General features: G+C 72.8%; 10 protein-coding genes. 8 read left to right on the top strand and 2 right to left on the bottom strand.

Translation table 11 applies throughout. From position 1 onward, the window contains the following. Positions 1–588: 588 nt before the first annotated feature. From UWG_RS0119445 to UWG_RS0119435, 3 genes are all read left to right on the top strand, one after another. Positions 589–999: a coenzyme B12-dependent isobutyryl CoA mutase small subunit gene (locus UWG_RS0119445; RefSeq protein ID WP_016908874.1), complete on the top strand. Its 411-nt coding sequence runs from the start codon at positions 589–591 to the stop codon at positions 997–999. Between the two features lie 193 nt (positions 1000–1192). Then, positions 1193–1561: a VOC family protein gene (locus UWG_RS0119440; protein WP_029391594.1), complete on the top strand. Its 369-nt coding sequence runs from the start codon at positions 1193–1195 to the stop codon at positions 1559–1561. Positions 1562–2347: 786 nt separating this feature from the next. Further along, complete coding sequence (locus UWG_RS0119435; protein ID WP_016908872.1) at positions 2348–2668, top strand: YebY family protein; 321 nt, start codon at positions 2348–2350, stop codon at positions 2666–2668. 185 nt (positions 2669–2853) lie between these two features. Here the strand turns inward: UWG_RS0119435 and UWG_RS0119430 are convergent, their stop codons facing one another. Both UWG_RS0119430 and UWG_RS0119425 read right to left on the bottom strand, forming a co-directional pair. Beyond that, on the bottom strand, positions 2854–4527 hold the full coding sequence (locus UWG_RS0119430) for a DUF5691 domain-containing protein (protein WP_016908871.1): 1674 nt from the start codon (positions 4525–4527) through the stop codon (positions 2854–2856). A 131-nt stretch (positions 4528–4658) separates the two neighbouring features. Further along, a complete protein-coding gene (locus UWG_RS0119425) occupies positions 4659–6038 on the bottom strand; it encodes an SWIM zinc finger family protein (protein WP_016908870.1) in 1380 nt (459 codons plus the stop codon). 138 nt (positions 6039–6176) lie between these two features. Between UWG_RS0119425 and UWG_RS0119420 the strand changes: the two genes are divergently transcribed. From UWG_RS0119420 to sucD, 5 genes are all read left to right on the top strand, one after another. After that, a complete protein-coding gene (locus tag UWG_RS0119420; RefSeq protein ID WP_016908869.1) occupies positions 6177–7292 on the top strand; it encodes an ATP-binding protein in 1116 nt (371 codons plus the stop codon). After that, the gene (locus UWG_RS0119415; RefSeq protein ID WP_016908868.1) at positions 7289–9676 is read left to right on the top strand and encodes a DUF5682 family protein; all 2388 of its coding nucleotides are present in this window, start codon (positions 7289–7291) and stop codon (positions 9674–9676) included. Before UWG_RS0119420 ends, UWG_RS0119415 begins: the two co-directional genes overlap by 4 nt. Next, entirely contained in the window at positions 9673–10926 is a 1254-nt protein-coding gene (locus UWG_RS0119410; protein WP_016908867.1) for a VWA domain-containing protein, read from the top strand. Before UWG_RS0119415 ends, UWG_RS0119410 begins: the two co-directional genes overlap by 4 nt. A gap of 329 nt (positions 10927–11255) precedes the next feature. Then, positions 11256–12428 (top strand): ADP-forming succinate--CoA ligase subunit beta, encoded by a 1173-nt coding sequence (sucC, locus tag UWG_RS0119405; RefSeq protein WP_016908866.1) that lies wholly within the window; start codon positions 11256–11258, stop codon positions 12426–12428. A 21-nt stretch (positions 12429–12449) separates the two neighbouring features. Continuing rightward, on the top strand, positions 12450–13334 hold the full coding sequence (gene sucD, locus UWG_RS0119400) for a succinate--CoA ligase subunit alpha (RefSeq protein ID WP_016908865.1): 885 nt from the start codon (positions 12450–12452) through the stop codon (positions 13332–13334). Positions 13335–13344 lie beyond the last annotated feature (10 nt).

The following is a 13344-nucleotide window of genomic DNA, read 5'->3' as shown; positions in this document are numbered from 1 at the left end:
GGGGAGGAACGGCGGCGGAGTGTGCGGTCCGCCGCCCGGCGGCGGGAGGTTCACTGCGGTGGCAGGGTGCGGTGGACGGCCGTTACCGGGGCTGCGTGTCTCGGAGGTCGCTCGGGTTGAGCAGCAGGTGCCGGGCGAGGTGAGTGCTTCACGCACGGTGTTGCCCGAATCCGCAGCCCTCGTGAGCCGATGGTTTCCTCGGTGCGCATGTGCGTCGACGACTCGGGAGGCGCCGGGAGTTGGTGCGGGAGGCTGCGTGGAACCGCAAGGGCCGCGGCAAAACATCGCCGGTGTCGCCAGGGGGCGTGCGAGTGACGGGTCCGCCGCGGCGGACGGAGGGAGGTGCCCGCGCGCAGTCGCGCTGCCTGGGTCGCTCATGTGATTTCCCCCTCGGTTGCGCGCGGGAGCCGGTTCCCTGGGGGATGCTGTGGATAACGTTCGTTCACCGCCGGAACCGGCCGGGCGCACGGCGTCAGGGCCGGGCGGAGACAGCAGCGGAAGCAGCATCGGACGCGGCCGGGAGGTCCGACCGATCGGTGCCGGGACCGCCGGGCCGCCGTCGGCGCGTGTCGCAATAGGGAGGCAGAGATGGGTGTGTCCGGACCGATCCGCGTGGTCGTCGCCAAGCCCGGGCTCGACGGTCATGACCGCGGCGCCAAGGTCATCGCGCGGGCGTTGCGCGATGCCGGCATGGAGGTCATCTACACCGGGCTGCACCAGACACCGGAGCAGATCGTCGACACGGCGATCCAGGAGGACGCCGACGCCGTCGGTCTCTCGGTGCTCTCGGGAGCGCACAACACCCTCTTCGCGCGTGTGATCGAACTCCTCGAGGAGCGGGACGCGGCCGACATCAAGGTGTTCGGCGGGGGGATCATCCCGGAAGGGGACATCGCCCCGCTCAAGAGCCAGGGCGTTGCGGAGATCTTCACGCCCGGGGCCACGACCAACGAGGTCGTGGAGTGGATCAGGACGCACGTGGGCCCCGTCGCCGCCTGAGCACGCGGGGCCGGTATCGGGCACGGCGTCCGGGCGGGGCACGGGGGCTCCGGGGTGCTCGGACGTCGGGTTGCTGGGGCGCTGGGGCGGTAGGAGGCCGAGCTTCCGGCCGGCTCGGCATGTGCCGCAACAGCCGGCGTCGGCCGAGGCGTTGGGGTGTCGTCGGCCCGCCTCCGTCCGCCAGAATCGGCGCATGCTCAGAGTCGGCTCGGTAGTGCTGGGTGTCTCGGACGTGTCGCGAGCGGCAACCTTCTGGAGGGAGGCACTGGGATACGTCCCGCGGGAAGAGGCGGAAGACGATTGGGTGGTGCTCGTCCCGGCGGAAGGGACCGGGACGCAGTTGGCGCTCGGCCTCAGTGAGACACCGCTCGAAGAGCACCCGCGCATCCACCTGGACCTGTACGCCGGAGACGCGGCCGACCAGGCAGCCGAGGTCGAGCGGCTGCTGTCCCTGGGCGCCCGGCACGTTGACTGGGACCGGTACCCGGAAGACCCCGACTTCGTCGTACTCGCCGATACCGAGGGAAACCGCTTCTGCGTCATCGACACCGGCCGCCCCTGACGAAGGCCGCGCGCGCGACGACGGTACAGGCGCGGCACGCAAGAGTGACGACGACGAAGGACGGCGGCTCCCGCCCCTCGTCCGTCGGAACGCGAGACGGTGACCCGTCGGCGGGCCCGGACACCACTGCTTCGCGAGCAGAACACGACCGTGGCGAACACCGCCGAGGAGACGTTCCCCCGCGACGACCGGGTCCGGGAGGGCCCAGCACACCGATGGTTCCGACTGCTCCGTCGAGGGGAGCCCCCAGACGGAGCCTGGCAAGTTCCGTCGTTCCGAGGGATAGTGACGAGCCGTCGGTGTCCCGGCCGCGAACTCGTGCAGCGCCGTCACGTCTGTGCCCTCGATACGGTGCGCGACAGGCGGGCAGGGCGCCCGTACGGCTCCGCGGTCGGCTGTACCGGACTGCGCTGCTTCCACCGGCGCCCGTCCCTCGGCGGGACAGGGCGCAGCGAGACGTACGTGACCGGGTGGGCGCCTCCGTGAGGCACTCCCGTACGCCAGGTCCCATGACGGACCGTTTCGAAGTCTGCAAGCGGAACCGGCTCCGTCGTACCCGTCGTGCACCAGGGCCTTTTGGGTCTTGATCCCGGAGGGCCGGTCTCAACGCGTGCGCCGCGCAGGCGGCCCCTGCCGTTACCGCGGTGAGAGGCGCCGATCCTTCCGCCGTCAACCCCCGGAGTGCAATCCCCTTCGCAGGAACGTATGCGGGTGGGAAGACGTGCAGGTGAGGACGGTACTGTGGGGGTTCTGTGGGGAGCACGTGAGGAGGGCGCTTTGCGGCGCATGCTGGTTCCCGTCGCACTGGTGGGGCTGGTGCTGATCGGGGCCTTTGGGGGCACCGCTACCTTTGCGAGCGCGGACGAGGCCAGGATGGACGTGACGGAGTCCGATCTCCATCCGTGGCCGTTCACCGTCACCAGTGGAACGCTCCGCTGCCACGAGGGCGGGAAGGTGACCTTCACGGCCGATCGGACGGAGTACGCGGTGAACCCGTCGGCCGAGGTCGAGTACCCGCGGATCGACCCGTTGCGCAGGTCCGCGGACAGCGTCAGACAGGTCGACATCCGCGACGCCGTCGAGCGGGGGCTCGAACTCTGCCGCTAGCGGTTCAGGGGGCGAACTCGCCCGGCAGCCTGCGGGGTTGATGCGCCGAGCGGACGAGCGGGGCGTGCCCGGACGAGTCGTCCGGCGTGGAGCCCGCCCGACGACGACCCGGTGTGCACAGGTGCACGCCGCCTCCGCGGCGCGTGCGCACCGGCAGGGCGGGCTGCCGCGCCGCGGTGCGCCCGTCACTGTTCCACCTCCAGCTCTGCGTACATCTCGGCGCGTACGCGGAGGGTCGTCACAAGGCGCTGGAACGCCTCGGCCCAGTACGCGCCTGCGCCCGGCGCGCTGTCCTCCGACTCGTCGGGAACGGCCGTGAGCGGGGTGAGGCGCTCGGCCGCCGAAGGGCGCAGGCAGCGTTCTGCGAGCCCCAGGACCCCGCTGAAGCTCCACGGGTAACTGCCCTGCTCGCGGGCGATTTCCAGTGCGTCGACGACGGCTGTGCCGATCTTCGGCGACCAGGGGACCGGGCAGGCGCCGAGTATGCGGAACGCTTCCGAGAGACCGTGCACGGCGATGAATCTCGCCGCCCAGTCCGCACGTTCCTCCTCGGGGAGCACGGTGAGGAGCTTCGCCGGATCGCCAGGTCCGTGGGTCGGAGGCGCCGTCGGCGGGCCGATGAGCGCCCGCGCCCACTCGGGAGCCTGCTGGCGTACGGCCGCACGGCACCAGGCGGCGTGGAGTTCGCGCTCCCAGCCGTCCGCGACGGGCAGCGCGACGATCTCCGCGGGAGAGCGCCCGCCCAGCCGGTCGCGCCAGCCGCCGAGCGGGGCCGAATCGACCAACTGCGAAAGCCACCAGGCGCGTTGGCCCTGGCCCCGGGGTGGCGCGGAGGCGACGCCGTCCCGCCTCATCGCCGCGTCGACCTCGTGCGGCGCCTCGACGGTGATCCGCGCCGCACCGTCGCATCGGTCGAGGCCGACGTGCGTGCGGGCACGCTTCGCCATCCGCGCGGCGTACGCCGACTCGGGGAGCGTGGCGAGGAGTTCGGCGGCGGTGGCGCGTACGTTCCTGCTCCTGTCGGTGAGGGCCTGTTCGAGGAACTCCTCGTCGGCCGTGGAGAGGCCGTGGCGCAGAGTGTCGAGGAAGATCAACCGGTCCTCCGCGCGCTCGGCGCCCCACTCGGCGGCCAGCAGCTCCAGAGCTGCCCGGGGGTTGCGTGCTCGTATCTCCGTGAGGACCGCGACCCGTTCGGCGAAGAGGCCCTCGCTCCAGAGGAGTTGCTCCGCGTCCGTCGGCGCCGGGCCGGCCGCGACGGCGCCGGTGGCGCGGACGGTGGACGGTGGCGTGCTGCGAAGCACGAACCGCCACTCCGGGTTGAGCCCGGCGAGCCAGCGACCGCGCGGGCCCGCGAGCGAGAGGGCGTGGCGGCGGAGGTCGGTGCGCCCCCGCGCGGCCTCCAGGAGCGTCGGTACCTGCTCGGCCGGGGCGGCGTACCCGGCCTCGTCGGCTGCCGCCAACCACTGGGGGAGGAGTTCGGCCAGGTCGGGGTCTGCGGCCCGGCGCTCCGTGCCGCCGCCGGGGCGGTGGCGCCCGGCGAGGAGCCAGGCGAGCCGCCGGGCAGCGGCCTCGGGCATCGCGGGGCGCGGGTCCTCCGGCGCCGGCGCAGGCGCGGGGCGTGCGGTGGCCGGTTGCGCGCCTGCGCGCCGACGTACCGTCTGTGCGGCGGCCGCGTCGAGGAGCGCGGTGGCGCTGCCGCCCGGTGGACGGCGTCGGACGGCACCGAGCAGAGCCGCGTCCACCAACTCCTGCCACGGTGGGAGCACGGGGCCGGCCGACGGTCGTGTGCCGGCGCGCGACGGACCGGCCGCTGCGGACGGAGCGGAGCGGAGACCGCTGGTGGTCGTCGTCTCGGACATGTGCGTCCTCCTGCCGCGTGCGCGGCGCTGTGCGTCCCGTCGGCCCGGGGAAAGACCGACGCATACCGATAGTTGGGGCGCGCACCCCGACCGCGCATGAACGAGGCAGCGTGCGCATCCGCGTCCGTGCGCTAGAGAGCGACCACCTCCTCGCCGCTCCACACCGTGTACGGCACGAAGCCCTGGTGTCCGCACTCTCCGAAGACCTTCACCGGTCGCCCGCCCGAGACCGCGGTCAGCCGCCAGAGCTCCGAGGCGCCGGCCCGGGAGGCGACCGGGAGCGCCGACTCGCCCGACTCCGCCGCCAGTTGCCACCGCTCGCTGCTCCCCGGGGCCGGCGGTACCGGAACAACGGATTCCAGAACCGCGGGCCACCGCTCCAGCCACGGGTCCGCGCGGACGGCCTCGCCGTACGCACGCAGGGCGCCCAGGGGCGACGTCCCCGGCGGCCCCGCTCCACCCGCAGCGGGCCGCTGCGGCGCGGAGCCCTCGCCCCGGGCGGCACGGAGCGGCGCCGCACCCGGATGGAAGACCAGCTCCTCCTCCAGAAGCCAGCCGCACGGCAGGCGGGGCTCCGGCGGACGCCCCGGCGCCCGGAAGGAGAGCAGGAGCGCGGTGCGCCCCGATGCGCAGCCCCGTAGCCAGGTGCGCCGTGCCGTCAACCGCTCTTCCTCGGTGTCCCGTTGGGCGAGGACCAGCCAGCGGTCGTGCAGCCGGTCCGTGCCCTCGGAGAGGAGCCGCGCCGTCTCCACCGTCAGACCCACTCTGCTGCGGACCGTCTCGGCGAGTGGGGGCGGTATCGCGGCGGAGCCCGCGTGCGTCGCGAGGAAGGCGCGGTCGAGAAGGTGGAGCAGGGCGCACTCGGAGAGGAGCCGTTCCGGCCAGCGCTCTCCCGAGCCGGGGACCGACGTCAACTCGCGGACGCGGGAGGCGAGTCCGGGAGCCTGCGCGTCGACCATCCGTGCCGCCGTCTCCTCCCAGGAGGCACCGCCCCGTTCCGAAGCGGAGAGCCCTTCGCCGAGGAGGTCGGCCAGCCGTTGCTCCAACTCCTCGGCGCCCGCGGCGATACGTGCCTCGCGGCGTGCGCGGCGCGCGGCGGTGTCGGAGCGGCCGCTCCCCTGCGACGGCCGCTCCGTCTCCCCGCCCGCTCCGCGCGCCGCACGCCGGCGCCGCTCCGCGAGCCACGTGCCCGCCCACTCCGGCGGCTCGACCCCCGCGAGGGGCTCGCGCACGCGCCGCAGGAGGAGGGCGAGCGCGTGCTTGCACGGCAACTTGCGGCTCGGGCACGTGCAGTGGGCGGTGCCGGAGGCGAGGTCGACGACGGTGCGGTAGGGGCGGCTCCCGCTGCCCTTGCACGCGCCCCACACGGCGTCCTGCCCCGCGCCCTCCTCCGACCACGTCGGCTGCTGCGCGAGCCGGTCGGCCGCGGTGTGCGACGCGGTGTCCGGGGCGAGTGCGCGGACCCGCTCCTCGTCCCAGCCGACCGCTTCGGCGACCCGGTTCCCATCCATGTGCAAGACGGTATGCGGCACCACTGACAATCGGTCCCGCTCGCCGCTGCCGCTCAAGTAAGCGCAGGTCAGGGGCGATTGTCAGTGGCGGGGTCCATCGTGGTGGACGTTCGACCCGCCGCGTCCCCGAGGAGAGCCGTGATCGACACCCAGCGTCCGGATGCCACCGCGTCCGCGCACCCCGTCCTGCGCTCGCACGCGGAGGACGCCTTCGCCGAGGAGCTCGAAGCCCTCGCCGCGGCGGACGACCACCCCCGCCCCGCCGGGTGGCGCCTCTCACCGAGGGCGGTCAGCACCTATCTGCTCGGCGGCGAAGCGCCGGGCGCACAACAGGTGATCACGCCGAAGTACGTGGGCCCGCGCCGCGTCGTCGAGGTGGCGATCGCCACCCTGGCGACCGACCGCGCGCTCCTCCTCCTCGGCGTCCCCGGCACCGCCAAGACCTGGCTCTCAGAGCACCTCGCCGCCGCCGTCAGCGGGGACTCCACCCTGCTCGTCCAGGGAACGGCGGGCACGGCGGAGGAGGCGATGAGGTACGGCTGGAACTACGCCAGGCTCCTGTCCGAGGGCCCCGGCCGCGCCGCGCTGGTGCCGAGTCCGGTGATGCGCGCGATGGGGGAGGGGATGACCGCCCGCGTCGAGGAGCTCACCCGCATGCCCGCCGACGTCCAGGACACCCTGATCACCGTCCTCTCCGAAAAGACCCTCCCGATACCGGAGTTGGGCGAGGAAGTGCAGGCATCTCCCGGCTTCAACCTCATCGCGACCGCCAACGACAGGGACCGCGGGGTCAACGAGCTCTCCAGCGCCCTCCGTCGGCGGTTCAACACCGTGGTGCTCCCGCTCCCGGAGACGGAAGAGGCCGAGGTCGAGATCGTCAGCCGGCGCGTGGAGCAGCTCGGCTCCTCCCTGGGACTGCCGGCGCCGAAGGGCGCGGAGGAGATCCACCGAGTCGTCCGCGTCTTCCGGGAGCTGCGCCAGGGCGTCACGGCCGACGGCTCCACCAAGCTCAAGTCCCCCTCGGCGACGCTCTCCACAGCCGAGGCGATCTCCGTCGTCACCGGTGGCCTGGCCCTGTGCGCCCACTTCTCCGACGGAGTCCTCCGCGCCGGCGACGTCGCCGCCGGCATCAGGGGTGCGGTCGTGAAGGACCCGTCGGCGGACGCGCAGGTCTGGCGGGAGTACCTGGAGTCCGTGGTGCGCGAGCGGGACGGCTGGAAGGACTTCTACCGTGCGTGCAGGGAGACCGAGTGACCGGGCCGCTGCTCCTCGGCGTCCGACACCACGGCCCGGGCTCGGCCCGCGCGGTCCGGTGCGCGTTGGAGGCCGCCGAGCCCCGAGTGCTGCTCGTGGAGGGCCCGCCGGAGGCGGACGCGGTCGTGGGGCTGGCGGCCCACGAGGAGATGCGCCCGCCGGTGGCGCTCCTCGCGCACGCGGGTGGTTCCGGGAGCCGGGGGAACGGAAGGGAGCGGAGCCTCGCCGCCTTCTGGCCCCTGGCCGGGTTCTCGCCGGAGTGGGTGGCGATCCGCTGGGCGCTCGCGCGAGGGGTCCCGGTCCGCTTCATCGACCTGCCTGCTGCCAACTCCCTCGCCCTGGCGGCCGAGCAGGCGTCCGGGGCCTCCGCGGCGGCGGATCCGGAGGAGTTCACCTCCGACCCCTTGGCGGCCCTCGCCGAGGCCGCCGGCCACGAGGACGCGGAGCGCTGGTGGGAGGACGCCGTCGAGCACCTCGACGGTCCGGAGACCGACCAACCCCTGCGACTCTTCGCCGAGTTGGAAGAGGCGATGGCTGCCCTGCGAGCGGACGCCGGCCGCGTCGCACAGCGGGACGCGCTGCGCGAGGCGCACATGCGGCTGAGGATCCGCGAAGCCCGCAGGGAGTTCGCGCCGGAGAGGACGGCGGTCGTCTGCGGCGCCTGGCACGTCCCGGCGCTCCGCGAGCGCGCCACGGCCACCGCGGACCGCTCCCTGCTCAAGGGACTCCCCAAGGTGAAGGCAGAGGTCACCTGGGTGCCCTGGACACACCGCCGCCTCACCCGCCGCAGCGGCTACGGCGCCGGCATCTCCTCCCCCGGCTGGTACGCGCACCTCCACGCCGTCCCCGACCGCCCGGTCGAGCGGTGGCTCACGCGGGTCGCGGCGCTGTTGCGCGAGGAGGACGTCGGAGCCGTCTCCCCGGCGCACGTGATCGAGGCCGTCCGGCTCGCGCAGGCACTCGCCGCCCTGCGCGGCCGCCCGCTCGCCGGCCTCGACGAGACGACGGAGGCGGTCCGCTCGGTGCTGTGCGGCGGCTCCGACGTCCCGCTCGCACTCGTCCACGACCGCCTCACGGTCGGCGACGTCCTCGGCGAGGTCCCGCAGGGCGCACCGGCCGTCCCCCTCCAACGCGACCTGGAGCGCAGCCAGCGCACCCTGCGCCTCAAACCGTCCCCCGAGAGCCGGGAGCACGAGTTCGACCTGCGTCGCGAGACCGACGCCGAACGCAGCCGCCTGCTCCACAGGCTCGGCCTCCTCGGCATCGAGTGGGGCAGACCACGCACCCCGCGCGCCGGTACGGGCACCTTCCGCGAGAGCTGGGTGCTGCGATGGGAGCCCGAACTCTCCGTACGGACGGCGGAGGCGGGCATGTGGGGCACCACGGTGCGCGAGGCCGCGGAGGCCAGGGCCTCCGCACGCGCCGCCGAGGCGGACGGCCTCGCCGAACTGACGGAGCTGGCCGAGCGTGTGCTCCGCGCCGCGCTCCCCGGGGCGCTGCCACGGGTCACGCGAGCGCTCGCCGACCGCGCCGCGCTCGAGTCGGAGGTCGGACGGCTGGCGAGCGCCCTGCCCGCGCTCGTCCGAACCGTCCGCTACGGCGACGTTCGCGGGAGCGACCCCGCCTCCCTCGCCGCGGTGGCGTACGCCGTGGCCGACCGCGTCCGCACCGGCCTCCCGTCCGCCTGCTCCGGCCTGGACGCGGAGGGCGCCGCCCAACTCCGCACCCACCTGGACGCCGCGCACCGGGCCGTGCACCTGCTGGACCAGCCCTCCGTCGAGGCGGCCCCGCCGACCGCCCTCCGGCACGGCGCCGAGCAGCCGCAGGCCCCGGCCGCCGAGTCGCAGGCCCCTGCCGGGGAACTGCTGGCGCGCTGGCGATCGATGCTGCGCCTGCTCGGCGAACGCCCTTCCGTGCCGGGCCTGCTGCGCGGCCGCTGCAGCCGACTCCTCCTTGACGACGGCGAGTTGTCGGCGGCAGGGGCGGCCCGCCACCTGGGCCTCGGGCTCTCCCCGACGGAGGAGCCGACCGAGGCGGCGGCATGGGCCGAGGGCTTCCTCTCGGGCGGCGGCCTGCTTCTCGCCCACGACGAACGCCTCCTCGCCCTCTTCGACGACTGGCTCACCGCCCTCGGCCCCGACGCGTTCACGGCCGTACTCCCGGTGCTCCGCCGCGCCTTCGCGGAGTTCGAGCCGGGAGTCCGGCGCACCCTCGGCGAGTTGGTACGCCGAGGCCCAGGAGGCACCCCCTCTCCGGAGACGACCACCGCGGACGGCCTCCCCGGCTTCGCAGACACCCTCGACACCACTCGCGCCGACGCCGCGCTGGAGACCCTCCGCCTCCTCCTCGCGGCGCCGGTCCCGTCGGAGGAGGCGAACCGATGAGCCACGGGTCGACGAGCGGTGTGCACGGGCTCGACACCGCACGCCGCGCCACCGAAAGGACCCAGGAGTTGAACGCCACCCCCGCGACGCCCCACGCCCCCGCCGACCAGGAGCGCCTCCGGCGCTGGCGGCTCGTTCTCGGCGACGACGCCGCTTCCGCCGCGTCGGAAGGCTGGGCGCTGCGTGGTGAGGACACCGCGATCGATGGCGCGTTGGAGGCCCTCTACGGCAGCGGCGCGGAGACCTCGACCGGCCGGGGCTCCCGCCGGTCGGCCGGGCTCGGAGCCTCCGCGCCCGATGTGGCCCGCTGGCTCGGCGACGTCCGCCGGTACTTCCCGTCTTCCGTGGTGCAGTTGATGCAGCGCGACGCCATAGGCCGGATCGGCCTCGCCGCGATGCTCACCGAGCCGGAGCTCTTGGAGGCGGTGGAGCCGGACGTGCACCTCGTCGGCACTCTGCTGTCCCTCCGCGAGGCGCTTCCGGAGCAGAGCCGCGAGACGGCCCGCGCCGTCGTCCGCACGGTCGTCGCCGAGTTGGAACGCCGACTGGCACAGCGCACCCGCTCCACGCTCAAGGGCGCCCTGGACCGCTCCGCGCGCTCCCACCGCCCCCGCCACGCCGACATCGACTGGAACCGCACGATCCGCGCCAACCTCGCCCACTACCTACCGGAGCACCGCACGATCGTGCCCGAGCGTCTCGTCGGGTACGCCCGCGCCCAACGGGGCGTGCAAAAGGAGGTGTTGCTCTGCCTCGACCACTCCGGCTCGATGGCCGATTCGATCGTCTACGCGTCGGTCTTCGGCGCCGTCCTCTCCTCCCTCCGGAGCCTCACGACGCGCCTCGTCGCCTTCGACACCCAGGTCGTCGACCTCACCGAGGAGCTCGAAGAGCCCGTCGACGTGCTCTTCGGTATCCAGTTGGGCGGCGGCACCGACATCAACCGCGCCATGGCCTACTGCGAGTCGCGGATCTCCCGCCCCTCGGAGACGGTCGTCGTCCTCGTCAGCGACCTCTACGAGGGCGGTATCAAGGGCGAACTCCTCGCCCGCGTCGCGCGGTTGCTGGCGCAGGGCGTCCAGGTGCTCGTCCTGCTCGCGCTCTCCGACGAGGGCGCGCCCGCCTACGACAGGGAGCACGCGGCGGCCCTGGCCGAGCTCGGTGTCCCGGCCTTCGCCTGCACCCCCGACCTCTTCCCCGAGGTGATGGCCGCGGCGCTGGAGCGGCGTCCGCTCCCCGTTCCGGAGTGAGGAGCGCGAAGAGTAGCCGAACGGTCCGCCGTCGTGCAGGGGTTCGTGAGCGGCACTCTCCGTGCGGATGCTCCTGCGTTCCGTGAAAGCCCCAGTTCATGGCCGGTTGTGATGGTTGTCACCGCGCCGGTGTGAGCTGGGATTTATGAAGCGCTCAACCTCGGAGCTAACCTGCAAGGCGGACATGCCGCGTACCAGGGTCGGCTGAGACGGACCGTGTGCGCTTCCCGAACCGCAGTGACGGTGGTGTCACGCCTGTCACGCTGCCCTCAGCGGCACGCCCACGCTGACAACGACCGCGATACCACTGATTAAGGGGACGGACGCGCGTGGACCTGTTCGAGTACCAGGCGAGGGATCTCTTCGCCAAGCATGACGTACCGGTGCTGGCCGGTGAAGTCATCGACACGCCTGAGGCGGCGCGCGAGGTGACCGAGCGCCTGGGTGGCCGCGCGGTCGTCAAGGCGCAGGTCAAGACCGGCGGTCGAGGCAAGGCCGGTGGCGTGAAGCTCGCCACCGACACCGCGGACGCCGTCGAGAAGGCCGGCCAGATTCTGGGCATGGACATCAAGGGCCACACGGTCCACAAGGTGATGCTCGCCCAGACCGCAGACATTCAGGACGAGTACTACGTCTCCTTCCTCCTCGACCGCACCAACCGGACTTTCCTGGCGATGGCTTCGGTCGAGGGCGGCATGGAGATCGAGGAGGTCGCGGCGACCAAGCCCGAGGCTCTCGCCAGGATCCCGGTGAGCGCCATCGAGGGCGTCACCCCGGAGAAGGCCCGCGAGATCGCCGAGGCTGCCAAGTTCCCCGCCGAGCTCGTCGACCAGATCGCCGCGGCGCTGGTGAAGCTCTGGGACGTCTTCGTCAAGGAGGACGCCCTCCTCGTCGAGGTCAACCCGCTGGTGAAGACCGCCGAGGGCAAGATCATCGCGCTCGACGGCAAGGTCTCACTCGACGCCAACGCCGAGTTCCGCCAGCCCGACCACGCCGCGCTCGAGGACAAGGCCGCCGCCAACCCGCTGGAGGCGGCGGCGAAGGCGAAGGACCTCAACTACGTCAAGCTCGACGGCGAGGTCGGCATCATCGGCAACGGCGCGGGTCTGGTCATGTCCACCCTCGACGTCGTCGCCTACGCGGGCGAGGCGCACAAGAACGTCAAGCCGGCGAACTTCCTCGACATCGGTGGCGGCGCCTCGGCCGAGATCATGGCGAACGGCCTGGAGATCATCCTCGGCGACCCCGACGTCAAGTCGGTCTTCGTCAACGTCTTCGGCGGCATCACCGCCTGCGACGAAGTCGCCAACGGCATCGTGCAGGCCCTGGAGTTGCTGAAGTCCAAGGGCGAGGACGTCGACAAGCCGCTGGTGGTGCGCCTCGACGGCAACAACGCGGAGCTGGGCCGGAAGATCCTCAGCGACGCCAACCACCCGCTGGTGCAGCGCGTGGACACGATGGACGGCGCAGCCGACAAGGCCGCCGAGCTGGCTGCGAAGTAAGGGAAGAGGAACCGACAACCCATGGCTATCTTCCTCGACAAGGACAGCAAGGTCATCGTCCAGGGGATGACCGGCGCGACCGGCATGAAGCACACCAAGCTCATGCTCGGCGACGGCACCAACGTCGTCGGCGGGGTCAACCCGCGCAAGGCCGGTACCCAGGTCGACTTCGACGGCGCGGAGGTCCCCGTCTTCGGCTCCGTCAAGGAGGCGATGGCGGAGACGGGCGCCAACGTGTCCGTCATCTTCGTGCCGGAGAAGTTCACCAAGGACGCGGTGGTCGAGGCGATCGACGCCGAGATCCCGCTCGCCGTGGTGATCACCGAGGGCATCGCCGTCCACGACTCCGCCTACTTCTGGGCGTACGCCACCGAGAAGGGCAACAAGACCCGGATCATCGGCCCGAACTGCCCCGGCATCATCACCCCGGGCCAGTCGAACGTGGGCATCATCCCCGGCGACATCACCCAGCCCGGCCGCATCGGTCTCGTCTCCAAGTCCGGCACGCTGACGTACCAGATGATGTACGAGCTGCGGGACATCGGCTTCTCCACCGCGGTCGGCATCGGCGGTGACCCGGTCATCGGCACCACGCACATCGACGCGCTCAAGGCGTTCGAGGCGGACCCGGAGACCGACCTCATCGTGATGATCGGCGAGATCGGCGGCGACGCCGAGGAGCGCGCTGCCGACTTCATCAAGGAGAACGTCGGCAAGCCGGTCGTCGGCTACGTCGCGGGCTTCACCGCGCCCGAGGGCAAGACGATGGGCCACGCAGGCGCGATCGTCTCCGGCTCCTCCGGTACGGCCCAGGCGAAGAAGGAGGCCCTCGAGGCCGCCGGTGTCAAGGTCGGCAAGACCCCGTCCGAGACCGCCCGCCTCGCCCGCGAGGTGCTCGGCGGCTGAGTCCGGCGCA

The organism is Streptomyces xiaopingdaonensis (genome assembly GCF_000262345.1).
Lineage (GTDB): Bacteria > Actinomycetota > Actinomycetes > Streptomycetales > Streptomycetaceae > Streptomyces > Streptomyces xiaopingdaonensis.
The sequence above is the reverse complement of the archived record's forward strand: the minus strand, read 5'-3'. Positions and strand labels throughout refer to the sequence as shown.

Coding starts and splice junctions, on each gene's coding strand:
- UWG_RS0119445 (WP_016908874.1), top strand. CDS start 589: ATGGGTGTGTCCGGACCGATCCGCGTGGTCGTCGCCAAGCCCGGGCTC.
- UWG_RS0119430 (WP_016908871.1), bottom strand. CDS start 4,527: ATGTCCGAGACGACGACCACCAGCGGTCTCCGCTCCGCTCCGTCCGCA.
- UWG_RS0119410 (WP_016908867.1), top strand. CDS start 9,673: ATGAGCCACGGGTCGACGAGCGGTGTGCACGGGCTCGACACCGCACGC.
- UWG_RS0119435 (WP_016908872.1), top strand. CDS start 2,348: ATGCTGGTTCCCGTCGCACTGGTGGGGCTGGTGCTGATCGGGGCCTTT.
- sucD (WP_016908865.1), top strand. CDS start 12,450: ATGGCTATCTTCCTCGACAAGGACAGCAAGGTCATCGTCCAGGGGATG.
- UWG_RS0119440 (WP_029391594.1), top strand. CDS start 1,193: ATGCTCAGAGTCGGCTCGGTAGTGCTGGGTGTCTCGGACGTGTCGCGA.
- UWG_RS0119425 (WP_016908870.1), bottom strand. CDS start 6,038: ATGGATGGGAACCGGGTCGCCGAAGCGGTCGGCTGGGACGAGGAGCGG.